27 protein-coding genes and 1 pseudogene are annotated in these 25609 nt (G+C 39.7%); 15 read left to right on the top strand and 13 right to left on the bottom strand.

Annotation, left to right across the window (positions count from 1 at the left end):
* Window positions 1-89: 89 nt before the first annotated feature.
* Complete coding sequence (locus AC5WOC_RS08380; protein ID WP_496054938.1) at window positions 90-848, bottom strand: helix-turn-helix domain-containing protein; 759 nt, start codon at window positions 846-848, stop codon at window positions 90-92.
* A 164-nt stretch (window positions 849-1012) separates the two neighbouring features.
* Between AC5WOC_RS08380 and AC5WOC_RS08375 the strand changes: the two genes are divergently transcribed.
* The gene (locus AC5WOC_RS08375; protein WP_496054937.1) at window positions 1013-3376 is read left to right on the top strand and encodes a beta-glucosidase; all 2364 of its coding nucleotides are present in this window, start codon (window positions 1013-1015) and stop codon (window positions 3374-3376) included.
* A gap of 86 nt (window positions 3377-3462) precedes the next feature.
* On the opposite strand, the gene AC5WOC_RS08370 is transcribed toward AC5WOC_RS08375, so the two are convergent.
* Complete coding sequence (locus AC5WOC_RS08370) at window positions 3463-5604, bottom strand: hypothetical protein (protein WP_496054936.1); 2142 nt, start codon at window positions 5602-5604, stop codon at window positions 3463-3465.
* A 130-nt stretch (window positions 5605-5734) separates the two neighbouring features.
* Complete coding sequence (ade, locus tag AC5WOC_RS08365) at window positions 5735-7477, bottom strand: adenine deaminase (protein ID WP_496054935.1); 1743 nt, start codon at window positions 7475-7477, stop codon at window positions 5735-5737.
* A 154-nt stretch (window positions 7478-7631) separates the two neighbouring features.
* Here ade and AC5WOC_RS08360 point away from each other — a divergent pair, with 154 nt between their 5' ends.
* Entirely contained in the window at window positions 7632-8420 is a 789-nt protein-coding gene (locus tag AC5WOC_RS08360) for a lysophospholipid acyltransferase family protein (RefSeq protein ID WP_496054934.1), read from the top strand.
* A 49-nt stretch (window positions 8421-8469) separates the two neighbouring features.
* Here AC5WOC_RS08360 and AC5WOC_RS08355 read toward each other — a convergent pair whose 3' ends face one another.
* The gene (locus AC5WOC_RS08355; protein ID WP_496054933.1) at window positions 8470-9018 is read right to left on the bottom strand and encodes an HD domain-containing protein; all 549 of its coding nucleotides are present in this window, start codon (window positions 9016-9018) and stop codon (window positions 8470-8472) included.
* A 119-nt stretch (window positions 9019-9137) separates the two neighbouring features.
* A complete protein-coding gene (locus AC5WOC_RS08350; RefSeq protein ID WP_496054932.1) occupies window positions 9138-9521 on the bottom strand; it encodes a hypothetical protein in 384 nt (127 codons plus the stop codon).
* Window positions 9522-9959: 438 nt separating this feature from the next.
* Between AC5WOC_RS08350 and AC5WOC_RS08345 the strand changes: the two genes are divergently transcribed.
* A complete protein-coding gene (locus AC5WOC_RS08345) occupies window positions 9960-10268 on the top strand; it encodes a hypothetical protein (RefSeq protein WP_496054931.1) in 309 nt (102 codons plus the stop codon).
* A 121-nt stretch (window positions 10269-10389) separates the two neighbouring features.
* On the opposite strand, the gene AC5WOC_RS08340 is transcribed toward AC5WOC_RS08345, so the two are convergent.
* Complete coding sequence (locus AC5WOC_RS08340) at window positions 10390-10665, bottom strand: hypothetical protein (RefSeq protein ID WP_496054930.1); 276 nt, start codon at window positions 10663-10665, stop codon at window positions 10390-10392.
* A 239-nt stretch (window positions 10666-10904) separates the two neighbouring features.
* Between AC5WOC_RS08340 and AC5WOC_RS08335 the strand changes: the two genes are divergently transcribed.
* The 6 genes from AC5WOC_RS08335 to AC5WOC_RS08310 all read left to right on the top strand — a co-directional run bounded on the left by AC5WOC_RS08335 (window position 10905) and on the right by AC5WOC_RS08310 (window position 15956).
* Window positions 10905-11726 (top strand): ABC transporter ATP-binding protein, encoded by an 822-nt coding sequence (locus AC5WOC_RS08335; protein ID WP_496054929.1) that lies wholly within the window; start codon window positions 10905-10907, stop codon window positions 11724-11726.
* A 69-nt stretch (window positions 11727-11795) separates the two neighbouring features.
* Window positions 11796-12722: an iron-hydroxamate ABC transporter substrate-binding protein gene (locus tag AC5WOC_RS08330; RefSeq protein ID WP_496054928.1), complete on the top strand. Its 927-nt coding sequence runs from the start codon at window positions 11796-11798 to the stop codon at window positions 12720-12722.
* A 31-nt stretch (window positions 12723-12753) separates the two neighbouring features.
* Entirely contained in the window at window positions 12754-13791 is a 1038-nt protein-coding gene (locus tag AC5WOC_RS08325) for a FecCD family ABC transporter permease (RefSeq protein WP_496054927.1), read from the top strand.
* A complete protein-coding gene (locus AC5WOC_RS08320; protein WP_496054926.1) occupies window positions 13788-14801 on the top strand; it encodes a FecCD family ABC transporter permease in 1014 nt (337 codons plus the stop codon). Before AC5WOC_RS08325 ends, AC5WOC_RS08320 begins: the two co-directional genes overlap by 4 nt.
* 125 nt (window positions 14802-14926) lie before the next feature.
* Complete coding sequence (locus AC5WOC_RS08315) at window positions 14927-15358, top strand: hypothetical protein (RefSeq protein WP_496054925.1); 432 nt, start codon at window positions 14927-14929, stop codon at window positions 15356-15358.
* A 367-nt stretch (window positions 15359-15725) separates the two neighbouring features.
* Window positions 15726-15956, top strand: a complete 231-nt coding sequence (locus AC5WOC_RS08310; RefSeq protein WP_496054924.1) for a hypothetical protein — start codon at window positions 15726-15728, stop codon at window positions 15954-15956.
* Window positions 15957-16208: 252 nt separating this feature from the next.
* On the opposite strand, the gene AC5WOC_RS08305 is transcribed toward AC5WOC_RS08310, so the two are convergent.
* Window positions 16209-16550 carry a hypothetical protein gene (locus AC5WOC_RS08305; RefSeq protein WP_496054923.1) on the bottom strand — a complete coding sequence of 114 codons (342 nt, stop codon included), beginning with the start codon at window positions 16548-16550 and terminating at the stop codon, window positions 16209-16211.
* A 174-nt stretch (window positions 16551-16724) separates the two neighbouring features.
* Between AC5WOC_RS08305 and AC5WOC_RS08300 the strand changes: the two genes are divergently transcribed.
* Both AC5WOC_RS08300 and AC5WOC_RS08295 read left to right on the top strand, forming a co-directional pair.
* Window positions 16725-17921: an MFS transporter gene (locus AC5WOC_RS08300; protein ID WP_496054922.1), complete on the top strand. Its 1197-nt coding sequence runs from the start codon at window positions 16725-16727 to the stop codon at window positions 17919-17921.
* Window positions 17922-17996: 75 nt separating this feature from the next.
* On the top strand, window positions 17997-18356 hold the full coding sequence (locus AC5WOC_RS08295; RefSeq protein WP_496054921.1) for a hypothetical protein: 360 nt from the start codon (window positions 17997-17999) through the stop codon (window positions 18354-18356).
* A 103-nt stretch (window positions 18357-18459) separates the two neighbouring features.
* Here AC5WOC_RS08295 and AC5WOC_RS08290 read toward each other — a convergent pair whose 3' ends face one another.
* The 4 genes from AC5WOC_RS08290 to AC5WOC_RS08275 all read right to left on the bottom strand — a co-directional run bounded on the left by AC5WOC_RS08290 (window position 18460) and on the right by AC5WOC_RS08275 (window position 21296).
* The gene (locus AC5WOC_RS08290; RefSeq protein ID WP_496054920.1) at window positions 18460-19596 is read right to left on the bottom strand and encodes a cation:proton antiporter; all 1137 of its coding nucleotides are present in this window, start codon (window positions 19594-19596) and stop codon (window positions 18460-18462) included.
* Between the two features lie 131 nt (window positions 19597-19727).
* The gene (locus tag AC5WOC_RS08285) at window positions 19728-20063 is read right to left on the bottom strand and encodes a hypothetical protein (RefSeq protein ID WP_496054919.1); all 336 of its coding nucleotides are present in this window, start codon (window positions 20061-20063) and stop codon (window positions 19728-19730) included.
* 452 nt (window positions 20064-20515) lie between these two features.
* Window positions 20516-20857, bottom strand: a complete 342-nt coding sequence (locus AC5WOC_RS08280; RefSeq protein ID WP_496054918.1) for a hypothetical protein — start codon at window positions 20855-20857, stop codon at window positions 20516-20518.
* Window positions 20858-21053: 196 nt separating this feature from the next.
* The gene (locus AC5WOC_RS08275) at window positions 21054-21296 is read right to left on the bottom strand and encodes a hypothetical protein (protein WP_496054917.1); all 243 of its coding nucleotides are present in this window, start codon (window positions 21294-21296) and stop codon (window positions 21054-21056) included.
* Between the two features lie 162 nt (window positions 21297-21458).
* Between AC5WOC_RS08275 and AC5WOC_RS08270 the strand changes: the two genes are divergently transcribed.
* Together AC5WOC_RS08270 and AC5WOC_RS08265 are read left to right on the top strand one after the other, a co-directional pair.
* Entirely contained in the window at window positions 21459-21689 is a 231-nt protein-coding gene (locus AC5WOC_RS08270) for a hypothetical protein (protein WP_496054916.1), read from the top strand.
* 491 nt (window positions 21690-22180) lie between these two features.
* The gene (locus AC5WOC_RS08265) at window positions 22181-22414 is read left to right on the top strand and encodes a hypothetical protein (protein ID WP_496054915.1); all 234 of its coding nucleotides are present in this window, start codon (window positions 22181-22183) and stop codon (window positions 22412-22414) included.
* Between the two features lie 157 nt (window positions 22415-22571).
* Here AC5WOC_RS08265 and AC5WOC_RS08260 read toward each other — a convergent pair whose 3' ends face one another.
* Window positions 22572-23636, bottom strand: a complete 1065-nt coding sequence (locus AC5WOC_RS08260; protein ID WP_496054914.1) for a hypothetical protein — start codon at window positions 23634-23636, stop codon at window positions 22572-22574.
* Between the two features lie 447 nt (window positions 23637-24083).
* Between AC5WOC_RS08260 and AC5WOC_RS08255 the strand changes: the two genes are divergently transcribed.
* Both AC5WOC_RS08255 and AC5WOC_RS08250 read left to right on the top strand, forming a co-directional pair.
* The gene (locus AC5WOC_RS08255) at window positions 24084-24425 is read left to right on the top strand and encodes an EthD domain-containing protein (protein WP_496054913.1); all 342 of its coding nucleotides are present in this window, start codon (window positions 24084-24086) and stop codon (window positions 24423-24425) included.
* 134 nt (window positions 24426-24559) lie between these two features.
* Window positions 24560-24994, top strand: a pseudogene (locus AC5WOC_RS08250) (IS3 family transposase); the annotation flags it as partial.
* Between the two features lie 102 nt (window positions 24995-25096).
* On the opposite strand, the gene AC5WOC_RS08245 reads toward AC5WOC_RS08250, so the two are convergent.
* Window positions 25097-25507, bottom strand: coding sequence for a YndA family protein (locus AC5WOC_RS08245; protein WP_496054912.1), 411 nt, complete (start codon window positions 25505-25507; stop codon window positions 25097-25099).
* Window positions 25508-25609: the final 102 nt, after the last annotated feature.

The raw sequence follows: 25609 nt of genomic DNA, 5'->3' as shown, positions 1-25609 counted from the left end.
AAACCCTCTGAAGAGAGGGTTTTTATATAAGATTTTCGAAAAATATCCTGTACATAATCTGATAGAAGTCTGCATTGTTTTCAATGTATTTAATACATATCTCGATATTGTTTTGGAGTCATATTCGTAAATTTCTTAAACACTTTGGTGAAATGACTTTGATCTGTGAAATGGAGAAATGTCCAAATACTCGTTAATGAATGGGAAGTAGAAGTTAATAATCGCTTTGCTTCTGCTATTTTTTCCTGTTGAATATATTCACGTAAAGAAATTCCTACCTCTTTTTTAAACTGCTGACATAAATAAATTGAATTCAGTTGAATGGTGTCAGCCAAGTCAGTGATGGAACATTTTTCGTATAAATGGCGAGAAATATAGTTCTGACATCGAACTATTATTTTTGAATATTTTTTCTGTTTATGATTCAGTACTTGCTGTGTAAACTCGCAAAATGCGGCATGGAGAAATTGATCAATTGCGATTATTTCCGATAAATTCTCTATATGTTGAATATAGATATCACTCATTGTATATGCTTCTTCCAGTGGGAGACCGCCTTCCGTTGCTGCTCTTGTCGCCAACGTAATTCCACAAATGGCTAAGTTTTTTTTGTTTCGGAGCAAACTTTTTTTGGAAAGAGTCCCTATTCCTTCTCTTGCAGGCTGTTTTAAATAGGCGATTAACTCATCGATTTTTCCTTCTTTAATAGCGTTCATAATCTGTTTTTCATGTAAATTACTATGGAAAAAATGATGTTGACGTTGATAGGATAATTGGGCGTCTATTATCTTTGCGATTCCGTTGTCATATTCGAAATTCCCGCTTTTTTTCTCCGATTCAAACCTCATGTAGGTCCTCCGCGTTTACATACTATTTTTCTTTATATTTTACTATAAAAGCGTTTTCAATATAAATAAAATGATTTTAGAAATCTATTATTCTCTTCTTTTTTAAGGGCGCAGAAAGGAGAAACAGTTGGCAACCAAAGAAGAAACCAATAGGAGGAGAAGTAATGCCTAGAGAACAAAAGTCATATAGCAGACTACTAAAAGTTACGATAACAACTATGACATTGGCTTTATTTGTTACAGTTGGTGTTAATAGTATCCATGCGTTTGCGAAGGGGAAACAACAAGAAACTACACCAAAACTAGTAGATAAAAATTCGATTGACGCAGTGATAAATGCAATGACACTAGAAGAAAAATCGAAACTTGTTGTGGGAACGGGAATGCCTGGACTTATGGGTAACCCAACCGCGAGTGTTGCAGGTGCAGTTGGCCAAACATACGCGATTTCACGTCTTAATATACCAAGTTTACTTTTCGCGGACGGCCCTGCTGGTCTGCGTATTTTGCCAAACCGAGAAGGAGATACGAATACGTATTATACAACTGCATTTCCAATCGCTACGTCGCTCGCTTCTACATGGGATACCAATGTCGTAAAATCCGTTGGAAAATCCCAAGGCAATGAAGTTCGCGAATATGGAATAGATGTGTTGTTAGCTCCCGCATTAAATATCCAACGCAATCCATTAAATGGAAGGAATTTTGAATACTATTCTGAAGATCCTCTGATTTCTGGAAAGATGGCAGCAGCAATGGTAAATGGAGTGGAATCAAATGGTGTAGGAGCCACGATTAAGCATTTTGCTGCCAATAACCAGGAAACCAATCGGATGACGATCGATACAGTCGTATCACAAAGAGCATTGAGAGAGATCTACCTTAGAGGTTTTGAAACAGCAGTGAAAGATTCTAGTCCATGGTCTGTGATGAGTTCCTACAATAAAATCAATGGAACTGCCGCATCGCAAAACAAAGATTTATTAACAACGGTATTACGGGAAGACTGGGGCTATGATGGTTTTGTAATGAGTGATTGGTTTGCTGGAACGGATGCAGTTGAGCAAATGAAAGCAGGAAATGATCTCATTATGCCTGGAACACCGGCTCAATCCACAGCGATTGAAAATGCTGTTAAAAATGGAACACTGGATGAAAAGATTTTGGATCGCAACATTAAAAATTTCCTTTTAACAGTATTGGAAAGCCCTACCTTTAAAAATCTAAAACATACCGATAAACCGGGTTTGAAAGCACATGCCCAAGTAGCTCGCCAAGCAGCAGCTCAAGGAATGGTGTTATTAAAAAATAATAATGTGTCTTTGCCTTTAAGCAATAATGGAAAAATTGGCTTGTTTGGAAACACCCAGATTGAAACGATCAAAGGTGGTACTGGCAGTGGTGATGTGAATGCCGCCTACACGGTTTCCATCGCTGATGGTTTGAAACAAGCTGGATTTAAGTTGGACGAAACACTATATAAAAGTTATCAATCCTATATTTCTACTTTGAGACAGATGGATGAATATAAAATTAAAGACAGTCCTTGGGGTGCTGCATTTGGGAAAGTTACGCCGCCGATTCCAGAAAAATCATTGAGTGATGATGAGATTCAAACAGCAGCAAATTCAACAGATACTGGTGTAATTGTGATTGGCAGAAATTCTGGTGAAGGCGTTGATCGGAAAAATGAAAAAGGCGACTTCTTACTAACGGATCAAGAGCAAGCAATGATTGCCAACGTTTCAGCAAAATATCATGCACAAGACAAGAAGGTAGTCGTCGTTTTGAACATTGGCGGTCCAATTGAAGTAGCAAGTTGGAGGAATAAAGTCGATGGTATTTTGTTGGCTTGGCAGCCAGGGCAAGAGGCAGGAAATGCAGTAGCTGATGTATTGTCTGGAGCTGTTAACCCTTCAGGTAAATTGGCACAGACATTCCCATTAACTTATAGTGATGTTTCATCTGCCGAAAATTTCCCAGGGACTCCTTCCGATAATCCAACAAAAGTGGTTTATGGAGAAGATGTCTATGTGGGTTATCGTTATAATACAACATTTGATGTAAAAGCAGCTTATGAATTTGGATATGGACTATCTTATACCAAATTTGATTACAGTAAGATAAAAGTACATCAAAAACAATTGAAAGATAAGATCCAAATTTCTGCTACGGTTCAAAACACAGGAACAAAAGCTGGGAAAGAAGCAGTAGAGGTGTATATACATGCTCCAAATGGAAAGTTGGCAAAACCTGAGTTGGAATTAAAAGCATTTGCAAAAACAAAAGAATTAAAACCTGGTCAAAAAGAAAATCTAACCTTTGAATTAAATGCCAAAGACTTAGCATCATTTGATGAAAGCACATCTGCGTGGGTATTGGAAAAAGGCACTTATCAAGTAAAAGTCGGTGCATCATCAGAAAACCTGAAAGGTACTGCAACTTTTACGGTAGATCACACCATTGTGGTTGAAAAAGTAAATAATGTTTTAGCACCACAAGAAAAAATCGATACGCTTTCCAAATAAAGTGAAAAACGAATCCAGAATATAGAAAACCCTACCGGCTTGAATGTGGAGTCGGTAGGGTTTTTTCTATATATCAAAGCATTTGCTTAGAAGTCATTCAAACGATATTTGACTTTAGAACGAAGTGGTTGTTTGAACAGTGGAAGATTTCGATTGTCTGGCGTGTAGCATATTAAGTTTTTCCCTGTTGTCAATGCTGTTCCATCTTTCATGTATAAGTGATTCCCTTGTAAGGTTAGACGATATAAACCGTTGGTATAGGGGATGTTTTCGATTTGTTTGGTTAATGGTTGGATGGAAAAGAAGCGTCCATCCGTAACAGCATAGATACGGTGGTTAGGATGTTGAATGATACCAGCACCCTGTCCAATGCCATCTTGGATGAGCTGCTGCTGAAAGACAGGTATTTTTAACGTTGGTTGAAAGGAGAATATATATCCATCTGCAATTCCCCATATTGTTTGATCATCGCCAACAGTTAGTGCTGTAATCTTTTTCACTTTTTTTAATAATAAAGGAGAATATTCTCCAATTTTTCTCTTAGTTTTTGGATCAAAAGCAAATAATTTAGCTTCCGAAGCTTTTGGATGGGTTCCTCCGCCTCCGTCAATACTCGTTCCGCCCCAGATGATTCCATTATGCATTGTCAGCGCAGTAACTGATTGATCTTGAACGATATTACGATATACATTTGGTTTATTCAGATGGGATGTGTTTACCATCGTCAGCGCTCCGCCAAATTTTCCGTAGTCAGGGGTAGTGCCGATATAAATCTGATCTTTTTGCGCTATCATCGCGACTGGTCTATTTTGCTCATATTCTTTTCGCAGCGAAAACCATATTTTTGGATTTTCTTCCTCTTTCCAAGGCTTGTTTGGATCATATTCCATGAATTTTCCATCAGGATATGTTCCTGTATATAGTTTGCCATTTAGCCATGTCCAACCTTCTATTTGTCCAAATCTACCAAGCGGTTTTATCTTATTATTATTTGTCTGGAAGGTACTCACCTTGCCATTTAAGTAGGCATTCGTATAAATGGTGTTAGCTTTATCAGCAATTACATGATACAAATCGATAGGCTGAGGTGGAAATGGCAGAAGAAAATACTCAAAAGCTCCTGTTGTAGGGTTATACCGAAAAGCTCCTCCTTCGTAATTTCCGGCCAAACCAACCAATGTTTTACCTGGAAAATTCTTTTCTTTGAACTCCATCCAGCTCCATCCGATGACTGGATTTTTGTTTAAGGAAACAACTTGTTTTTTTGCATCAACGACAGCGTAATATGTCTGGCTTTTTATGTCATAGCGGTATAAGTAACCTTTATTGGAGTAATAGACAGATCGGCCATCAGGTGCAAGAGGAGAAACACCACGGGAATCACTGGCGAAATGATCCAACTTTTCTTTGGTGGTACCATCTGTAATCTTATCAACAGATTTTGTTTCTGGATTCAGTACAATGGTTTGAAAACTGGGGTGCAGTTTAACAAATAATTTTCCAGCAATATCATTCAAATCATAAGCTTCGGTTTGAGATTGATAGTTTTGCGGTAATATTTGTTCGGGTGCAGAAACCGGTTGATTATTTTCAGGTGATAGTTTTATCCGCATCACTTTTGCTTGCGTAGAACCAATTCCCACATAAAGTGTTTTTTTCTGTGAATTGTAGACCACATCATGTGTATAGGTATCACCTGGTGAAACAGAATCAAAGCTGATCGGTGTGCCCGTCTTGGTGTATCCGAAAATTTTTGCTTTCCCAAACGATCCTCCGTAGACGGAACCATCCGGCCCAGCTGTTAATCCGAATAATACATCACTATCTGCTGAGGAACGACCCAAGTCGGACAGTTTTTCCGTTTTTGGATCATAACAATAAACATGTCCATCGCGGTAGCTGCCGACCCATACTTTCCCATCGGTTGCAATAGTGATTGCCCAAGCACCAGTAGCAGTTGGCAAAGGCAGCGATTTGATCAGTTTTCGCTTTTTCAGATCAACAATGGTAAATTGCGCAGGATCACCTGTAACGACTGCATAGACCACAGCATTTCCCTGTTTGTCTTTACCAAATGCTGCTTCATAAATAGTAATTCCTTTTATCTGCCCGCCTAAATTGGTAAACCCTGTACTTTGTTTGGCGTCCGATAACGGGAAAGGCAGAACCAAATAACATAAGCAGCTGAGTAAAAGGATTGGTAAAATCGTTTGTTTCCATTGCTTCATCTTATCATCCTTTTTCAGTAATATTAGCAATTATTTTATATTATCTTTGACACTAAAACTGTAAAATTGAAAATTTTTGCATAATTGTTCATAAAAAAACGCTCTATCAAAAGAGCGGGAAAAAATAAATTCATGATAAAGAAACAGAGATATGTTCAAACTTGGTAACATCAAATAATCCTCTATCTGTCAGTTTTAAGTCTGGAATTACAGGCAAACAGAGAAAAGACAAGATGAGGAATGGATTAAAATTTGTTGGTGCACCTATCTGATCGAGTGCCTGATGCAACGATGTAAGTTGCTGGTTCACTTCCTCATATGGGCGTGATGACATCAGCCCGGCTATTTCAAGGGAGAGCGAAGCAATGATCTGTTCTCCTTTGGAAATAACGAGTCCTCCTTGCATCCGTTCAGCTGCATGAATGGCAGTGATCATATCCGCATCATTCGTGCCGACGACAACCAAATTGTGCGAATCATGGGCAATGGTTGATGCGATTGCCCCATTTTTTAGTTCAAGCCCTGATACAATTCCTAATCCGATGTTCCCTGTATCACGATGGCGTTCAAGAACCGCGATTTTTAGGTGGTCTTTTTCTGAAGAAGCAACAAAGTTACCATTCGATATGGTTACCTCTTGTACGAGATGTTTGGTGACAAGACTGTTCGGTTGAATGCCGATGACGTTTGCTTTCGCCGTTTTTAGTGGAATTTGTAAGTCTCTTTTATTGATTTTAGGCAAATGAATGGTCTGACAAATAGAAGAAGGCGGGGTAGTAATCTTTTGTTTGTTATCTACTATTGCTCCCTTTTCCGCGATCAACTTTCCATCTTTCCATACTTGATGGATATCGATGTTTTCTAAGTCATCCAATAACAAAAAGTCTGCTTGATATCCAGGTGCAATCGCCCCTTTGTGCCGGAAACCAAAACATTCTGCTGCGTTTAATGAAGCTAGCTGTATAGCGAGCAAAGGATCTAATCCATGTTGAATGGCAAGACGAACACTGTGATCAATACTGCCTTCCGTTATCAAATCATCCAAATGTTTGTCATCAGTGCAAAAGGCAAAACGCCTCGAATTATGTGCATGGACGATAGGAATGATAGCTGCAAGGTCTTTGGCTCCAGAGCCTTCCCGAATTAACACATACATGCCGCGTTGGATACGTTCTAATGCCTCTTCGGCAGAAATACATTCATGATCAGTAGAAATATACGCACTGCGATATACATTGATAGCATTGTGATCCAAACCAGCTGCATGTCCGTCGATTTGTGTTCGATGTTCCAGTGTAGTGGCGATTTTATCGAGCATGTCTTCTTCTGCTTGCAGTACAGCTGGATAATCCATCACTTCTGCCAATCCTAAAACTCTTGGATGAGCAAAAAAAGGTTCTAAGTCGGGTGCAAGCAATGCTGCACCAGCATTTTCAAAGCGAGTCGCAGGCACACTGGAAGGCAGCATGATAAAGATATCCAATGGAAGATTATCAGAATCATCGAGCATAAAAGCAATCCCATCTTTTCCGCATACATTGGCAATTTCATGCGGATCAGTAATAACGGTTGTCACTCCATGTGGCAGCACTACTTTGGCAAATTCTGCAGGAGTTACCATCGATGATTCGATATGTACGTGTGTATCGATAAAACTCGGAGAGATATATTTATGCTTGGCATCAAGTATTTGTTTGCCTGTATAATTTTCACCAATAGCAACAATAAACCCATCAACAATGGCTATATCCGCATGGATGATCGATAAGGTAAAGACATCGATTATTTTTCCGTTGGTGATCACGAGATCAGCTGGTGTTCGCTTGCTTGCTACTGAAATTCTTTTTTGTAACTGTTCCGCAGATAACTTCACTTTTTCTTGCTCCTTTCATTTTTATTGTAACCCAAAATTGGATAAGCGTCTTTTCGAAAGTTAATGGGAAGAAACCATTTTGTTTTGTGGTATTATTCTCAATAAATATGATAATCTATAGCTAGTTCTGTCCCTTTATTTCAAGGAGTTGTCCATGTCGGACATTGTCCCGATCAAGCCGTCGATCAAGACTCAGCTCAAGCTTCGCAATGTCAAGCACGCAAACGAAGTGCTTGGTCCTCTTCACATGATGATGTGGCCTGGTATCCCTGAGCTCATCGAGAGCAGCCGCAAGGCAAACAAGGGGATTCTGTTCATCATCAACCATACAACGATGGGGGATGTTGCTGGACCCGACTATGCGATGAAGTGTTTGGGGATTGACCCTCACTACATGGCTGCTGAATTCCTGTGGGATGTTCCCATTGTGAAGGAATACTTCAAACGTGGAAATTTCATCAAGGTGGAACGCGGTACTGCCAATGCAATCAAGGCATATGAAAAAACTCGCGATATCCTGAAAGCTGGGGGTGCTGCTGGGATGTATCCGGAAGCTCACATTCCTAAGCGCCCAGACTCTTCCGATTATTGGCCTGTTCAGATCAAGAACGGTGCTGCTCGTCTGATGAACGAGACTGGATGCATCGTAATCCCCATCGGGCAGGCAGGTGCTCGGAAGGTTTCCAGTGGTTCCAAATTGAAGTGGGCAGCGGGTCTTCTCACAGCTGATATTCGAGGTGCTACACGAGTTGTCTATGTTGGTGAGCCGGTAGGTGCTCCTGCTGGTAAGCCTGTCATCGATCTGATGGCCCTTCGTGATACTGATGTTCAGCAGTATCGGAAGATTGTGGACACGGACACAAAGCATTTGCAGCGAGCCCTCACGCTGACAACGGATACTGCCATGAATCTCTGGCAGGAGAAGACTGGAAAAAAGAGGTAGATCACGCATGCCCCTCCGCCGCATCCAGTGGCGCGAGGGGCAGTACATTTTATGACACCTTCATTTGATTCACTCGCTCAATAATCTCTACGAAGATAGGCTCATTTGCAAACATAATCTTTGTCACCTCATGATCCTCACCATAACGCACAGCTACATCATCTACCCGTTCGCGAAGAGTTGTCTTTTTTCCTGTTGCGGTAGTATGTAAATCACAATAGCTCACCAAATCAATAAACATTCGATCCATTTCATCCAATAATGCCAGATGTTGCTCATATATCGGCTTTAAATCTTCTCTTGAGTACAAAACACCTTCATATGCACAACTATGAAAGAGCAGTGCAGCAATGATATATTTTGGATACCCTTGACTAGCAGCAAAAATAGCACCATCCAGCTGGTGATAATGGTGTTGGTTCAGTTTCGCACTATAGCCGATATCATGGAGGTAACAAGCTTGAATTAAGAGCGGCTCCCACTCTTTTGGAACAGGTATTTTTGGCAGTAATTCTCTCATATTGCGTACAACACCTAGTATGTGGCGGTATCTGGGAATGGTTGGTTCGAGGAAATTGGCAAGTTTATACTCATTCATATTCGGAAGTTGTCTTCCTGCATTGTCAAACAGATTCAGTGGAAAAACTCCTTTCGCATAAATCGTATCTAATACGGAAATTTTCCCATCCTGCTATTTGCTTGTCTAGTATCAAAATACTAATTTAGTTTTCCATCTACAAGTATTCTGGCACATCTTCTTATATCCAGCCAGGTTCTCTGATCTAATTCATTATCGATATATTTACAGATGGCCGCGTTATCGGACAACCAATCGCATAAATCAATAAGGGTTGGTTCTTGATCAGGAAATTCTTCTCGATACGATTGAAACAAGAGGGATTTGAAATCTTTAAAAAAGCGGATGGCATAGGAGGTGGTTTTGTTTTCATTTGTGCTCTGTTCCCAAATCAAAGACTTAAAAAATTTTCGCTTATCCCGCCGCCAAGTCTGCAAAATTTTACGTTTGGTGACACTGTGTTGGTATTGCCAGAGCATAAATTCTGTTCGGTTTACCTTCACTCCATTGAGTTTTACAGCCATGGTATATATCTCCTTCATTGCCATTCAAATTTCCATTCCTCTCCTCTAATAATGATACAAATCTAAGATGTATTCAATAGTTTTATAAAAAGAAGACGACGATTTACTTGGAAATAGCAGGAATTATTTCTAAATAATAAGGCATTTTTTAAAAAGATATGTATTTTTTTGCCAATTAAAAAGCGGGTACAGCGCTAATGTATTGCTGTTATGAAAGGAATAACCCCCATTAATGCTGGAAATGGTTTACCTGCCTAAACAGACCGAGAACTGGTATAAAAAGAATACAATTCTAAAAATCTTCCCGACAGTTTGCCGGAATTCCTCCTACTGCTGTGGACAATATAATTTCGGCCGTTCATGTATAATGACAACAGAACAATCCTATACAAATTAGAGCGGATGAAAGAAAATATCACTATATGGGAAGGATTTCAAATGAAAACAGCGAGAAAAAACTTCAAAAAGATAAATGTTCGAGGATACGATTTTTTTTACTCAGTCCTAGAGAGGCCTGATCGAGTTCGATTTCGAATCTATTCAGCAAAATCGAAATCGACCTATTTTCTTATGAATTTTACATGGAAAGATGCTTGGTTGGTTAATTTCTATAAGCCGAGTATAGCTGTTCGTCTGATTGAATATGCGATGGATCAAGGGTGGAAGTATGATGTGGAGAAACAAACAATGGAAATTTTATCAGCAAGTTCTCTCATAAAACAATTGGCATTGGATGAAATCGAGTAATAAATGAGCTGCTGTAGAGGTGCTATTATTATTTTTTTATAGAAATGCTAATTGCCATAAAACGAGTTCCGGACAAGACTGGATTGTCTTGTCCGGAAATAGGATCATCTCAGGTATGAAATTACTTCTGCCTTGGTGTCGCCTTGTTGATGAAAGTTACCCCTTCGAACAGATAAGGGTCATCTCCTGGACGGAGAATTTTCACTACATTAGAAGGATTATAGGAGGACCCGCCTGAATAGAGCACGACTACAATCTTTGTATTGTGGTTGTGACCATTTTGATCAACCCACCATACATTTTTGCCGAGGAACTTGTTAGAACGTGGCCTATCAGGTGTTAGAAAATCCTCATCTGTAAATGTAACCGTCTTCTTCTGGTGATCAGTCTGAGGCATAGAAACTCCTTTTTTGAGGGAATGCCTAATATCTATTTTATCGTAATAATGATAGGTGGAGAAGAATTATAATAATGAAATTTCTTATATTTTCAAGCTAGGAATTCTGTGTTCAAAAGAAATAAATTGATTGACATCGAGTTGTGGTCATCATAGAATATTCATGAGTTTGATAATCATTCTCAATGAATGTTAACAGGATAGTTTTCATAGAAATAAATTGATAGGGAGGTGAGAGAGTGGCTGAATCAAGATTAAATACAGAAAACTTACATATTGCGTATGGTGATCAAGAGATTTGTAAAGATATTAATCTCGACATAGCGAATGAGAAAGTCACTACTATTATCGGTTCCAATGGTTGTGGAAAATCCACCCTGTTAAAAACCATCGCTCGTATCCATCCTTCCAAATCTGGATCAGTATTTTTAGATGGAAAAGAGATTCATAAAGAATCTACGAAAAAAATAGCGCAAAAGTTGGCGATTTTACCTCAATCCCCAGACGCTCCAGAAGGGCTGACTGTTGCAGAACTCGTTTCCTATGGGAGATTTCCTTATCAAAAGCGGGTAAAACTCACGGCAAAAGATCATGAAGTCATCAATTGGGCACTGCAAGTGACAGGAGTGGAAGCTTTTCGTCATAAAGTAGTGGATTCACTGTCAGGTGGACAGCGCCAAAAGGTATGGATTGCGATGGCTTTAGCACAGGAAACAGATATTATTTTGTTAGATGAACCAACGACATACCTCGATTTGTCCCACCAATTGGAGATACTTGAACTTCTCAAATGGTTAAATATAAAAGAAAAACGAACAATTGTAATGGTATTACACGATTTAAATCATGCTGCGCGTTTTGCTGATCAAATCATTGCAATGAAACAAGGAAGCATCATCAAAGAGGGAACTGCTGAAGAGGTAATTACTGCAGTTACTCTACAAGACGTTTTTCAAATAGATGCCGAAATCGTGACTGATCCTCGAACGAATAAACCGATCTGTCTCACATACGATCTGATCAACTCTATTTTTGAATCTCCAGAAGAAAAAGTAATTTGAAGCAAGTCTGTTATTTTTTTTGCTCTTTATTGATAATGATTATCATTTACGAAAATAAGGGTGGGTAACATGAAAAGAAAAGCGAGATTTTTATCCTTTGTAATGATGACTGTTTTGGCAGTTGGATTGCTGGCAGGGTGCGGAGCACCTACAACAGATGATACGAATCAACCAAAAACGGTCACATTCCAGTCAGAAAAAGGACCTGTACAAGTACCAGCTAATCCAAAACGTGTAGTTGTAATGGGTTCTTCTTATACTGGTAATGTACTCTCTCTTGGAATTACACCAGTCGGTGTAGACCAATGGGCAAAGAACAGTAAGTTTTTACAAGACAAAATCAAAAATGTACAAGTGGTTTCCCCTGATTCTTTAGAAAAGTTGTTAGCTTTAAAACCAGATCTTATTATCGCATTTACCAATGATAAAAACTTAAAAAAATACCAAGAGATTGCCCCGACTGTCGCATTTACATATGAAAAATACTCTTACACACAGATTCATCTTGTACTTGGTAAATTACTTGGAAAAGAAAAAGAAGCGCAAGCATGGATTGAGAAGTGGAATAAAGAGACAGCTGAAGCAAAAACCAAGGTGAAATCAGTGATTGGAGACAATTCCACTGCAACGGTATTAGAAACATTTGGGAAAGAGTTGTATGTTTATGGGAACAATTGGGGACGTGGGACAGAAATTATTTATCAAGCATTAGGGATTAAACCAAATAAGCAAGTGGAAAAAGACGTCTTTGGACCAGGTTACAAAGCAATTTCTACAGAAGTGATTCCTCAGTATGCGGGAGATTATTTGTTTGTCGGAAAAGGAGATTCTACTGCTGATAATTCGTATTTGCAAACAACTGTGTGGAAAAATATACCTGCTGTACAAAAGGGACATGTATTCTTTTTTGACTCTAGTTCCTTCTATTTCAATGATCCAATCTCACTAGAAAAAGAACTAGATTTCATTGTAAATGCGTTGACCAAAGGAAAATAAACTTGGATACCAATACAAAAAGGATCGTATTATGGTGATAAATCAGAGTCAAACAGATCAAAACAAAATAATTTCTAGACCGGTGATCGGTATATCGGTTATTGTTATTGGTTTCGCAGTGCTTTTGTTTTCCTTGGTGTTTGCCATATCCGTCGGTGCGGCAGATATTGACTTTCAAACGGTTTGGAATGCAGTTTTTCATTACCAATCCCAAGAAAAAGCGGATCAAATTATCATGGATATTCGCTTACCGAGGGAACTTGGAGTGGTATTGGTTGGTGCTGCGTTAGCTGTAAGTGGTGCAATTATTCAAGGTGTTACTAAGAATTCATTAGCTGAACCAGGATTGTTAGGAATTAACGCGGGCGCAGCATTGGCACTTGTATGTCTGCTCTTATTTCAGTCCCATGCTTCCTATTTGTTAATGATGCTCACTACTTTTGTAGGCGCAGCACTTGGTGCAGGTATGGTATTTGGGATCAGTTCGCTACGAAGAGGAGGAATGTCTCCTCTTCGTATCATATTGGCTGGATCTGTAGTAATGGTGTTTCTTAATGCGCTGGCGGATGGAATTTCGCTGGTGTTTAAGCTTACACAAGATTTGAGTATCTGGAAAATTGGAAGTACATCAGGTACTACATGGCTGCAATTAAAGATAGCTGTTCCTGTTGTCATTATAGGTATAGTTGTGGCGATTATTTTCTCTAAGAAGTTAACCGTTTTGAGTTTTGGAGAAGAGATTGCCAAAGGATTAGGAGAACGAACACTGTATGTAAAAGTAATATTGATGATTATCGTGCTGGTTTTAGCTGGTGTTTCTGTATCATTAGTTGGTTCCCTTGCTTTTATTGGATTAATGGTTCCACATATGGTCCGCTTCATGGTCGGTACAGATTATCGCTGGGTTATCCCTTGTTCAGCGGTTTTTGGAAGTGTTCTACTGTTGTTATCTGATACAGCGGCGAGAATGATAAATGCACCGTTTGAAACACCAATCGGAGCAGTAGTAGCGATTGTTGGAATTCCTTTCTTCTTGTATCTAGCGAGAAGGGAAGGGAAAAAACAATGAACATAATAAGTGCCGTTAATACGAAAAAAGTAAGACTTACTCTGGTTATTTCCATCTTACTTCTGCTTGCAGCCTTTGTTGTCAGTGTTGCTACTGGGTACATTTCATTGTCACCTGCTCAATTGGTTCGAACGCTGTTTGGATATGGAACAAGTCAAGAAAACTTAATCTTATTTGGATTTCGGCTGCCGCGTATTTTAGTTACTATTTTAGCTGGAATGGGACTTGCTATCTCAGGGTCTATTTTACAAAGTGTAACGAGAAACCCTTTATCCGATCCTGGAATATTGGGCATTAACTCGGGTGCGGGTTTGTTTGTTGTCATCTATGTGATGTATTTTTCCAGTGAATCCACGAGCTTTCTCTATGTGCTGCCTGTGTTTGCGTTGATTGGGGCAATGGTAACGGTCTTCTTTATTTATGCTTTATCGTATACACGAGGGGATGGGGTAGATCCCACTCGTTTTATATTGATCGGAGTAGGGATGGCATCAGCGATCAATGGCTTGATTTTCACATTGACCGCCAGATTGGAAGAAGAACAGAATAACTTTATCGCCAACTGGATTGCAGGACGAATTTGGGGAGATGACTGGACGTTTGTACTCGCACTGCTACCTTGGCTGGCAATTTTAGCACCAATCGTTTTCTCCAAATCAAATGTGCTTAACATATTAAATATGAATGAAAAAATATCCATTGGTCTGGGGGTACGTGTGGAGCGAGAGAGAAGGATTTTATTATTTATCGCTGTCGCATTAGCAGCAGCATCGGTGTCTGTCAGTGGAGGAATTGCTTTTATTGGATTGATGGCACCACATATCGCTCGAAATCTCGTGGGACCTAGACACCAATCATTTTTACCTATTGCTGCAATCCTTGGTTCCATTCTGCTGCTGGTTTCCGATACAATTGGCAGAAGTCTGTTAGATCCAAGCGGGATTCCAGCTGGTATTATCGTTACAGTTATCGGTGCTCCATATTTTCTCTATTTGATGGCTAGGAAATAAGGAAGGAAAACCAACAATTCACAGTTGGTTTTTTATTTTTATCAAAATCGACATTCATTTGTTATAATAAAAGTAGTTTGTCATGCAAATGGTTTCTCGTTCGCAATGTTTCAGAAAGGTGAGTCATGAGTGGTGAAATGACGTTCAAGTCTGCACGGGAAGCTGCGCTTCATGAGCTGGTTGCCCGAAAGAGCAGCCTTAGGGAGACTGACCTTTTTCGTTTCAGGGAGATGACCGCTGCCCAGATGTATGAGAAGCTGGCTCAGGCACGAACCCGCAATGCAGGTCCGCTCTCTGCAAGTGAGATTCCCTTGTGGGAGCCGGAGCAGGAGAATGGTGGAGGGACCTGGCTGTTCTCCTTGGCATGGGGAGACCTTCCTGTCATCAATCGTGTCGTCCCGGCCCGTATCGGTCAGTGGCATATGCTCGATCTGGAAGACGTCGAAGTCGGTGCTACAGTGGTGCTCTGCGACCGGCAGTTCGTGCTGATCTTGCAGCGTGAAGATTCCGATTGCTGGCTTTGCTGCTGTACCTCAGTTGAAGGTTTCACCTACTGAAGCCGAACGAATTACCCGAATTACCTAAGCATGACATACGCCCTGTATATAGATTTTTCCTATGTTAGGAAGAAGTCATATGTATGGGGCGTCTGCGTTTTATTTCGTATTCATAAAACCCTTGATCATGATAAAATTGATTTTATCCCATTGTCTTTGTATAAGGAGCATGATGCGCAACTCTCTTTCCGACCTCACACCTTTCTGGTGGGGAGGCTACCATACTGGTCGGTCAATCAGTGATCTCGTCAACTACTATGGCTGGCGAACTGGAAAGATCACGAGAAGGCCTCTGGTACGAAACGATGCTGATGCAAACAAGATTCTCCGCAATCAGCTGAGTGACCATGGAACGAAGCAGACCTACATGGGAGCAGACGCATTCTTTTCCCGTGTGGAAAAGCTTCGTCAAGCTGCCCAAGATGGCGATGCAGCCAAGTGTTACCAGCTTGCTCAGGCGCTGAAGAAGCACTGGGAAGCAGATGCTATTCTCCTCCACTCCTTCCATGCTGGCGAAGGATCAGAAGCGGAAGTATGGCATCGTCTCGCCAATTCCTCCAAGCGGACCCAGCTTCTTCGTGAGGCAGAAGAGCTGTAGCTTCAGGCTCGTTAGTTGAACGATGGGAGAAACGAACCTGTATTAGGTTTGAACAGTGGATTGGACTTCTGTCTGATCCACGCCCAAAAGGTTAAAAATGATCTCTATATAGAAAACAAGAAACCCACGGATAGATGGGTTTCTTTGTGATTTATATAAATGAAGGATAGTATGCTGCGGGCAGTGCCATTTTGGAGATCTTCCGATCAATCTAATAAACGGCACTGCTCCGTCCCCTGACAATCAGAGAAGTCAGTTGAGACCCACAGCGTGAGGCATGATGTACTTAATCACCTCATAGCTGTAGCGACCCTGGAGCGCCAGGATCATCTCCTGCTTCTTCTCGCGGCTCTCGGCCTCTCGGATCGGCTTGATGTCGTCCAGGAAGTTCCGGAACCACTGCGAGTTCATGGTCATCGTCTGACCTTTGAGCATCTTCTCCAGTTCACCGAGACCGCGCTGGTGGTCCTTGTTGATCAGGATGTTCTGGTCACCATTGGAGAGTCCGGCGTGTCGGAGTGCGCTGTAGGCTGTGCTGGCCTGAGACTGCAGGAAACCCAGAGCCTCGAGTACGGTGTAAGGAACCACATTCATGGAACTACTCCCTGTGTATCGGGGACGGTAATGTATTTTTATTGTAATCTAAAGAAAAGCTGTTGTATATATAGATTACAGAATAAAATGTTTTCTTGCATAAATTGTAAATAAGCGTTTTAATATATATAGATGAATTATTTCATAAAGCGTAAATTTTAGAAGGTGAAAGGAATGTATTGGAAACGAGTTTTATGGATTTTGTGGCCAGCTAATTTTTTAATATCTGCGGGTATCAGTATGATAGTTCCCTTTCTGCCCTTATATATTGAAAAATTAGGTGTACACAATTTGCAAAGTGTCGAACATTGGTCAGGATGGATATTTTCCGCTCAATTTTTGACTTCTTTTTTATTTCAACCGTTATGGGGAAGGTTAGCAGATAAATATGGACAAAAATCGATGTTACTTCGCTCTGCTATTGGCATGGGTGTTGTAACTATTTTAATGGCTTTTGTCACTTCTCCCATGCAATTATTGGTCTTGCGCCTGATTAACGGTGTTTTTTCAGGTTTTATTTCCATGTCAATTGCATTACAGGCGTCTGTTACTCCTGATGAAAACTCAGGAAAAGTATTAGGGACATTGCAGACAGGACAGATTGTCGGTACATTGGTTGGACCGTTGATTGGAGGGGTATTATCGGAGCTAGTCGGTTACAATGGTGTATTTGCTTGGACAGGTGCTCTGATTTTGCTCGGTGGATTAGTCGTGATGATATATATCAAACCAACACCGAGAAAACAAACTGCTGTTGAAGCAATCGAACAGCCAAAACATAGTTGGAGATCACTCAAAATGCTCCTGCCGGTATTTATCGCTTCTACTATCACGCAGTTGTCGATGATGAGCATTCAACCAATCTTGCCAATCTACACCAAAACAATTTACAGCGGAGAGCACCTTGCCTTGATGGTGGGATTAGTCAGTGCGATAACGGGGATCGCCAATCTAGTAGGATCGCCAACCTTAGGGAGATTAGGAGATAAATTTGGTCAGCGGAAAATTTTGATCTTCTCCTTGGTGATGTCTGCGTTAGCATTTATTCCCCAAGTTTTTGCTACTAATATCACGGTATTACTGATCGGACGCTTTTTACTAGGGTTATTTATTGGCGGCATGCTGCCAGCACTCAATGTTTTGGTCAAAAAAATGACCCCAAAAGATATGCAGGCAACAGCGTTTGGGCTGAATTCATCTGCCCGGTTTTTAGGAAATTTAATCGGTCCGATCTTAGGCAGCTTTGTGGCTACATCGATGCAGATTCAAGATGTGTTTTATTTTACAATTGCTTTTCTGCTGATCAATGCAGTGATGATTGTCTTTACGCATAGTCTTGAAATAGCGGCACGAAAGGTAATACCAAAATGAGCGGACAACCCGCTCTTTTTTTATTTCGAAGAACGGGATATAATGGGGAAAAGTCGACTAGGGAAAGGACTCCCCATGGTTGAGTTCCGTGGAATCATCGGCAGCAACAACACCTTCGCCATCGGCAAGGACGCCAAGGCAACGACGTATCACTCTTCGTCACCTGCGAAGCCTTTCGAGGTTTCGCTGGGTGATCTGCACCTCAAGGAGGGTTCCGGCTACGTCGAGGCGTTCTTCGCTGGCAACTTCGCCAAGTTCCAGGGGAAGGACGCCAAGATCACCGAGATCGATGGTGCTGAACTGAGCTGCTGCATCGGAGGTGTTCGGATCGCCTGCCGCGAGGGGAAGATCATCCTCGTGGAGACGGGTGTTGAGCTCACCAACGAGACCGCCGAGATCTTCCGTTCCAAGGGTATCGAGGTGTTCTTCCTCTGACCTATCAAGGGTTGAGACCCTCTAGGCCGACGCCGACCTGTTGAAGGTTGGCAACTGGGCATGTCACATTCTCGATGAGAATGAAGACATGCCCGGTCTGGTTTTAAGAGGGTTTTCCATAGAGTATTTTTAAGATGACTGGTGTTACTAATGTTGTGACCAATACAACAATTAAGATCGATGTCGCATAGGCAGCATCAAATATTTTCGCTTCCAGCCCAATAGTCAATAATATAAGTGCTACTTCTCCACGGGAGATCATAGCAGCACCAATACGTATGGCGGATTTGGTATTGTATTTGGTGAGTTTTGCTCCGAGTGCGGCGCCAATCCATTTGGTTATAATCGCAATCAGTGAGCCGGCCAATATAAATCCGATGTGCGCTTTTAATCCATGAAAGCTTACAGATAGACCAATCTGTGTAAAGAAAATAGGAATGAAAATACTATAAGCGATCGGTTCTGTTTTGTTTATCACTTCTGTTTTTTGTTTTGTGCGAGAAATTGCTAATCCAGCAGCAAATGCTCCAATCATTGCTGATACATCGAGCAGAGCAGCGAGGGAAGAAAACAAAAAACATAATAGAACGCCAACAGTGACGACATTTGCAGTGATTTGCAATTGCCGACTATGTTTCATGACCCATGGAACTGCTTTCCAACTGAACAAACCAATCAGCATAAAAAAGATGCCTGTTTTGCCTAATAAAACTCCTATATCCACTCTTTCTCCTGTCAATATCCCCATCGCAACCGCCAGCATTATCATTACAATGATATCGTCAACAAGTGCAGCACCAAGGATTGTTGTGCTTTCTAGAGTTTTTAATTGCTTTAATTCCTTTAACGTGGCAACGGAAATACTGACCGATGTCGCCGCAAGCAGTAAGCCAATAAAAACGGCATGTTGCTGGTTCATGCCAAAAAGCAGTCCTGTACCATATCCACCGAACAAAGGAAAAATCAATCCTCCTACCGCAACCGCCACAGATGAAGTTCGATTTTGATATAAATCTTTTGCATCGGTCTCCAATCCAGCAATAAAGAGCAGAAGCAACATCCCGATTTCGCCAAAAACGTGGATCATTTCATTTGGAACAACCAATCCAAATACAGCTGGTCCGATCAGCACACCTGCAATCACATTACCCAGTACAGTTGTTTGACCAAAACGAAAGCTTATTTCTCCTCCGATGACCGAAGCGCTGATAGTAATACAAAATACAAATAGAAAATCCAATGTCTGCCTCCTCAAAGGTTGTTGGCTTCTATTTTATCAGAATTTTTAATTATATCTGTATAAAATTAGGATCAGCAAACATTAACTGCTACATGCAGTTTACGTTTGCTGATCAGGTTTAAACGGTATGTTTACTTTTTCTCCGCTTTCAGGAATGCAGAGATTTTTCCAGATGGGAAGATATTAATGATCAGGTCTGCCTTCAAACCATCTTCATTTATCGTGACAGGAAACTGAGCGGCACGGTTGTTCTTCGGTTTACAAGTTCCAGATATCGTGACTTCCAGTGAGACGGAAAACCCTGTCTCATTGCGATGATTGCAGGAGAAGGTTGTTTCCGGAACGGTCACTTCTACACGATATCGGATTTTTGCCGGAGAAATGGAGATAGCTGGATTATTTACTTTGGTTGTACCAGAAACCTTTCCTTTGCGTTCGACACTCTTGACACGATAGTCAATCTCCACTTTCTCTCCAAGTCGTCATTCCTGAGATTTCCTTGTTATTGTAACCTGCCACTTTATTTAAGAAAAGTGGTAAAGTCATAGTAAATATATTCTAAATATTTATAGGGAATATTTGACAACTCCATATGGCTAAAGCCGTTGGATTCTTGGGACGATAGCCTCATGACTATTTCATTACCAACCCCGTGCGCCCCACGGTTTATGTTTGTTGTTTTTTCTTTGCCTCGAGCAAACTTGGTTTTCGTCTGTCGCGACTATACATACACCACCACGAGAACGTTTGTTTGTAAACCTATTTTTTCCAAAGGTTGAACTGCTGAAGGGAAATTCCTTCTCCTCGTTCAACGCTCGCTTTCATCCCACGATTTAAATCGTGGGTTTTCTCGCTCGCAATGCTATAATTAACCCCTAAAAAGCGGCAGATCAGCCTTTTAAAGCTGATCTGTTAGAAATTAAGATTCAGTTGTCTTTGTTTCCAGACAGGCACTTACGTTACCATTCGGGTACACTGTGACCTTTACGGTTCCTTCTATTTGCTCGTGCTTGATATCCATCATTTCTTGATATCCTTGGTAAGTGGTAGTATGAAACGTACCAGCGACAGTAATATTAAGCGAGATGATCAGACCTGATGCCTTAAATTCGTGAGAAAAGATTGTCTTTGGCATCATTACTGTCACAATATTATTGTGCTGCTTTTTTGTAACACCAGCTGGCATCATGAACAGCTTGGAACGTTTCAAAGAAGGAATATCCTTGATTTTCGTAACATCAGCCACAACACACGAAATCATGTGCTTCTCCTGTCTGGTAGTCTGTCTAGAATCCAATTTGTTCTGATTTTATTGTATCGGTTCGATTTCCGTAAAGAAAGTATTTTCCGAATATATTGGAGAAACGTTTGCTAGTGAAATCTATGAAGAAAAAGTGGACTGGGTCATTCTACAAATGGAATGACCCAGTATTCCCATAGGGAACTGATTCGAATAACTAGTTTGTAATTCGAATGGTTACTTCATTGGTAGTAGTTACGCTCCCTGAAGCAAGCGGGATGCTGCATCGACCGTTATTACTGCGCTCATAGATGGTAAGTACACCATTTTCTTCGCGGACACTTCCGGTCAGAGAAGGACTACCTGAATAAGAGGCTTGACCCCCTTCGAATTCGATTCGAGTAAGGTTACCTCCATCAATGATGATCTCAGTTTTCCCGATCTTACCACGCTTCAGCATGATCTATCCTCTCATAGAGAACTACAGGGATATAACTAATTTTTAAATTATCATTTTTTCTTTAATTATTCTAGCTTTAGCAATGTGAATATGTAATTTTTATTGAAATTGCTACATATAATTAATCATTTAGCAGATGTATGTAATATGGAGGGTAGTATTTTGATCAATCTTACTGGGATTGAAGGTTTATTTCCAAAGATCAAAATTAAAGTCAAATTTATAAAAAAGAAAAACGCTATCACTCACTATATGTTTACGATTACAAATGGAGCAAAGGAAATGGATCATTTTGTCTTGGCAAAGATGCTGGATTCGATCGGAGCACTTGACGTTTTAGAAAATGACATTATACAAAAATGTGAGGTTTTAATGGGTAATGGTGATGTATAATCATTATGTAATATTTTTAAGACCAATAAGGAGTCCAAATGTCCCTTTATACTTGCGAAGCACATAGAGGCATCTCTCCAGCTTGCCCTTGTTTATTATGACAAGGGTGATCACGAAAACGCCGTAAATTCTTTCATGTGTGATATGGGCAAAGAAGAATGTTCTCGAAAGATTGCAGAAGTCGGTGAGATGAGCAGGCTGATTCTTAGGGGCGGGCTCAGCAGCAGGGAATGTTTCATTCAGACAGCAAGGAATTTTGCTCATTAGTTGCTGCTTATTGATCTGAGACGGCCAGACATAGGAAGATGCCGTCTATGAATTTACTGATAGAGCATTTCTAGTTGTTTGAGTACATACTATACTTTTTCTTTCTTAACTAGTTACGTAATATTTTTGTAGAAATATGATTTTTTATGATATGGGTGAATTTAGTCAGAATTATTTGTATAATGGGAGAGTCAAGATAGAGATAGATTGGATTTGGAGGAGTCATGGAACTACCACTGGATCCTAAAACATGCGGAGTGATCATCAAAAAGCTACATGGAGGGTCTCAATCTCTTCAGACTGCTGCTAAGGCATTGGAAGCACTTGGTTTGTTTCCCAAAAATGCAGTAGCAACCGCTTTGATCGTTAATACTAGTATTACTTACCCTGACTTTCCCACGGAAAAAGATGAGAATATCCTACGAGAAGTATGTGCGATGATTGGAGTCCAAATCTAATAGCAATTGAGCTAAAACACCCTCTGATCATGGTATCAAGCTATGATCAGAGGGTGCAAATATATAGTAGTAAATTAATCAAATCTAAGTACTTATTAAAGGGGAAATTTCTTTATTATTAGAAAATTCCCTATTAACATAATGTGTCTTATCTGGTTTATTTGCAAAGCTGCTGGGTTAATTCCAATAGTTTTGTTGCCACTTCTGTGTTACGCCGACCTAAGCCGCATGAGCAGGCGACGTCCACTGGGTGATTTCGAATTTCCTCGATATGATTTAAAATCTGCTGTAATTCTTCTAAACTCCGTTTTTCATGGATAAATCCAGCAATAAATTTCATGCCTTCCTGCAGTTCGATTTGTTTGAGCGGCTCATAATAGTGCTTCTCCATTGGCGGTGGAGTGTTTGCTTCTGCCAATGGAAGATGTATGTAACCTAGATCGTGTGTTTTGGGCCATTTTTTTATCATTTGATTTACGAAATATACCATTTTATTAAGCGTTTTCGCATGAGTGATCGATTTGTTATTGAGATCACCAAAACAAAGATGTATTCCTATTTTACAAACCGGATTAATTTGCTGTACCAAATCAAATATGCTGTTTAAAGCGATATTAACCATTGCTTTCGGAAGTTTATATGCTAACGCTATCTCTGCTGGAATTTCTAGCTGTACTACCACATCATCTCCAGCTTGTTTTACTATTTCATTCACTTCATACGCTATTCGGTAGTTAAATGCTTTATTATAGCGAAAAGCGTTGATTGGGGACAGCATACAAAAGGTAATACCTAACCCTGTAGGAACGCCTACTTGAAATTTCATGTTATTGAATCCTGTTTGTTCTCTTAACTTCTGGAAAATAGGATAACTGGATTGGAAATATTCATGATAACGGAAATTTAAATGCTGTTTCATGCGGTTGGGTGGGTGTTTTGGACGTAATCGGTCTAAATTTACATAATCATCAGGGAAGCCGTTATCAGCCCGGACTGATTTTTTTGTGATTTCCCAGTTTTCCGTGTCCGCAGCGCATAAATCGATGGATGACATCACCCAGGCTGCACGTTTTCCAACGGGGTATGCCTCCGATTTCTCACCTATTTCTCCATCTGGTAGAGAGAAAAGAGATTCTCCAAGCATTTCCAAAGCTTGTTTCATAGCAATTTCCTCATTTTCAAACGGAAGGCTTCCAATCAATAGTGTTTGACGTTTAGACATGAGAATAAAATCCTCCTCAACAATAATTTGGATGCAACTGAAACTTATTACTATTATATCTAATCTTTTTGAATAGACACATACAAGAAAATTCAAAATGCATTATAATTGGTTAAAATACACTTACTTTTCTATTAGTTTATTTCTCATCTAATAATTTTAAAAGGAGAAGATCCCATTCCTATGTAGAAACATCATGAATTTATTAAGTGATAGTCAAAATGATACTGTTTTTTGAATCGAATCAATCATAAAAACACTTTCCTGTTCGGATTAAAAAGATGAATTTCCAGAAGTGTTATGCTTCATCCAGAAAATAGTCAAAATTTATTTATTAGGAAAGAATAAATATTGTGCTATTTTTAGTAAAATGTATCTTAATAATTCCTTTAATTTTTAAATTCATTCTTTTCTTGCCAAATATAAATAAAGGAGAATAGGAATCATATGTTCTATAAAATAGTTACAATGTATGGCAATATGGAAAACCCTGAGGATTTTTACTATTTTTATCGGAATACAATTGTTCCCAAAATATTGGATCTAGATGGAGTATTGAAAATTAATGTAAATAGACTTTTTCATGAATCGTTAGGAAAAGAAGAACCTATTGATTCCTTTAAACCGAAGTACCATGTAATGGGAGAATTATATGTAACCGATATACAATTATTTATGGAATCGTTTCGTAATAGTGATGCTGGTCAAATCGTCTCTTCTTTTCTTACGCAAGAAGCTATTGATTATGCGAACTTTTATACAGCATTTGAAGAGACATTTGAAAAATAAATAGTAATGCAAGAGAAGTGATCCATGTATAAAAGTTTGGATCACTTTTTTTAAGGAGAACACATGATAGAACTGGAAACAGAACTTTGTGAATGGAGGTACTAAAATCAATTGCAAAAATGACTAGAAAGATACAGGCTTGCTTATCGATGATTATAGATGGTTCCACTGGTGAAACCTTGGTTTATCATGTACCGAACTGTATAACTATGGCTTAGCAACAGCCCCCCTTTTAAAGCTAAAAAAGAACAAAACCTTCAAGAAAGCGAAAGATGTAATGATCTACTCTGGTCAAGGAACTTATTATACATACCCAAAAGTTAGTCAAAAAAATGTGATTTCGTCAGTCTGAGTTAAGAAGAGGAAAATTTTGTTGAGATAACGCTCCTCAGGAACGTTTCTTCGGCAATCTTAAGGATTGAAACTTCTATTAAAATATGTTCAACTCTAGAGATTTAAGAAAAGAAATTAAGCAATATATGACCTACTACAACCATTATAGATACCATTTGAATCGAAAAAAGATGACCCCTGTTCCATACAGAGATCATCTTCTTAAGGCTTTCTAGGCTTTTTTCAGTGTCCTTTACATAGGGGACATTTTAAATTTTCAGAGGTGTTTTTTCTTCAGTCTAAAACGACCTCTGAAAAAATCAGAGGTCGTTTTGTTATCAATCATAAATTTTGTATTGGTCATTTTGACCATATACATGATCAGTTGCTTGGAGATAGATTTCAGCCTGCCCATTAGACCCATCTTCTAAAAATTGAATCCAATAAGAATCACAACTATACGGGTCAAGATGTTCATAACTCTTAGTTAAATATTCATCTGCACTATCTGGATCATAATCTTTGATATAAAAATTTTCTGACGAACCTGTTGGATTGCATACTTGAATATATCCTGAGGCATGCGCGCTATCTACGGGTGTAATATAAGCATCAAGAGTGGAATTATAGTGTACACTCCCAGACCATAACAATTGCCATCCAGCAGAATCTGCAAATGCTAATGAAAACGGTGTCGCTAGTGTGAACAGCAAAGCAAGAAATGGTACTGTAATCTTTTTGAAACTCATGATGACTTCCTCCCTGTTGTCATGTAATCGTTTACAAACAATTAAGTAAAATAAAAACAAGTGACATTTATTAGAGATTTATCCCTCTTGAGAATTATTATA

It is taken from the genome of Shimazuella sp. NTD247, from assembly GCF_059510415.1.
The sequence above is the reverse complement of the archived record's forward strand: the minus strand, read 5'-3'. Positions and strand labels throughout refer to the sequence as shown.

Excerpts from the sequence above, each read along its gene's own strand:
- AC5WOC_RS08310 (WP_496054924.1), top strand. The coding sequence starts at position 15,726 with ATGGGAGCAGACGCATTCTTTTCCCGTGTGGAAAAGCTTCGTCAAGCT.
- AC5WOC_RS08345 (WP_496054931.1), top strand. The coding sequence starts at position 9,960 with ATGAAAACAGCGAGAAAAAACTTCAAAAAGATAAATGTTCGAGGATAC.
- AC5WOC_RS08295 (WP_496054921.1), top strand. The coding sequence starts at position 17,997 with ATGGTTGAGTTCCGTGGAATCATCGGCAGCAACAACACCTTCGCCATC.
- AC5WOC_RS08340 (WP_496054930.1), bottom strand. The coding sequence starts at position 10,665 with ATGCCTCAGACTGATCACCAGAAGAAGACGGTTACATTTACAGATGAG.
- AC5WOC_RS08375 (WP_496054937.1), top strand. The coding sequence starts at position 1,013 with ATGCCTAGAGAACAAAAGTCATATAGCAGACTACTAAAAGTTACGATA.
- AC5WOC_RS08280 (WP_496054918.1), bottom strand. The coding sequence starts at position 20,857 with ATGATTTCGTGTGTTGTGGCTGATGTTACGAAAATCAAGGATATTCCT.
- AC5WOC_RS08355 (WP_496054933.1), bottom strand. The coding sequence starts at position 9,018 with ATGAATGAGTATAAACTTGCCAATTTCCTCGAACCAACCATTCCCAGA.
- AC5WOC_RS08315 (WP_496054925.1), top strand. The coding sequence starts at position 14,927 with ATGAGTGGTGAAATGACGTTCAAGTCTGCACGGGAAGCTGCGCTTCAT.
- AC5WOC_RS08370 (WP_496054936.1), bottom strand. The coding sequence starts at position 5,604 with ATGAAGCAATGGAAACAAACGATTTTACCAATCCTTTTACTCAGCTGC.
- AC5WOC_RS08245 (WP_496054912.1), bottom strand. The coding sequence starts at position 25,507 with ATGAGTTTCAAAAAGATTACAGTACCATTTCTTGCTTTGCTGTTCACA.
- AC5WOC_RS08255 (WP_496054913.1), top strand. The coding sequence starts at position 24,084 with ATGTTCTATAAAATAGTTACAATGTATGGCAATATGGAAAACCCTGAG.
- AC5WOC_RS08300 (WP_496054922.1), top strand. The coding sequence starts at position 16,725 with ATGTATTGGAAACGAGTTTTATGGATTTTGTGGCCAGCTAATTTTTTA.
- AC5WOC_RS08260 (WP_496054914.1), bottom strand. The coding sequence starts at position 23,636 with ATGTCTAAACGTCAAACACTATTGATTGGAAGCCTTCCGTTTGAAAAT.
- AC5WOC_RS08330 (WP_496054928.1), top strand. The coding sequence starts at position 11,796 with ATGAAAAGAAAAGCGAGATTTTTATCCTTTGTAATGATGACTGTTTTG.
- AC5WOC_RS08350 (WP_496054932.1), bottom strand. The coding sequence starts at position 9,521 with ATGGCTGTAAAACTCAATGGAGTGAAGGTAAACCGAACAGAATTTATG.
- AC5WOC_RS08360 (WP_496054934.1), top strand. The coding sequence starts at position 7,632 with ATGTCGGACATTGTCCCGATCAAGCCGTCGATCAAGACTCAGCTCAAG.
- AC5WOC_RS08325 (WP_496054927.1), top strand. The coding sequence starts at position 12,754 with ATGGTGATAAATCAGAGTCAAACAGATCAAAACAAAATAATTTCTAGA.
- AC5WOC_RS08305 (WP_496054923.1), bottom strand. The coding sequence starts at position 16,550 with ATGAATGTGGTTCCTTACACCGTACTCGAGGCTCTGGGTTTCCTGCAG.
- AC5WOC_RS08380 (WP_496054938.1), bottom strand. The coding sequence starts at position 848 with ATGAGGTTTGAATCGGAGAAAAAAAGCGGGAATTTCGAATATGACAAC.
- AC5WOC_RS08275 (WP_496054917.1), bottom strand. The coding sequence starts at position 21,296 with ATGCTGAAGCGTGGTAAGATCGGGAAAACTGAGATCATCATTGATGGA.
- AC5WOC_RS08265 (WP_496054915.1), top strand. The coding sequence starts at position 22,181 with ATGGAACTACCACTGGATCCTAAAACATGCGGAGTGATCATCAAAAAG.
- AC5WOC_RS08320 (WP_496054926.1), top strand. The coding sequence starts at position 13,788 with ATGAACATAATAAGTGCCGTTAATACGAAAAAAGTAAGACTTACTCTG.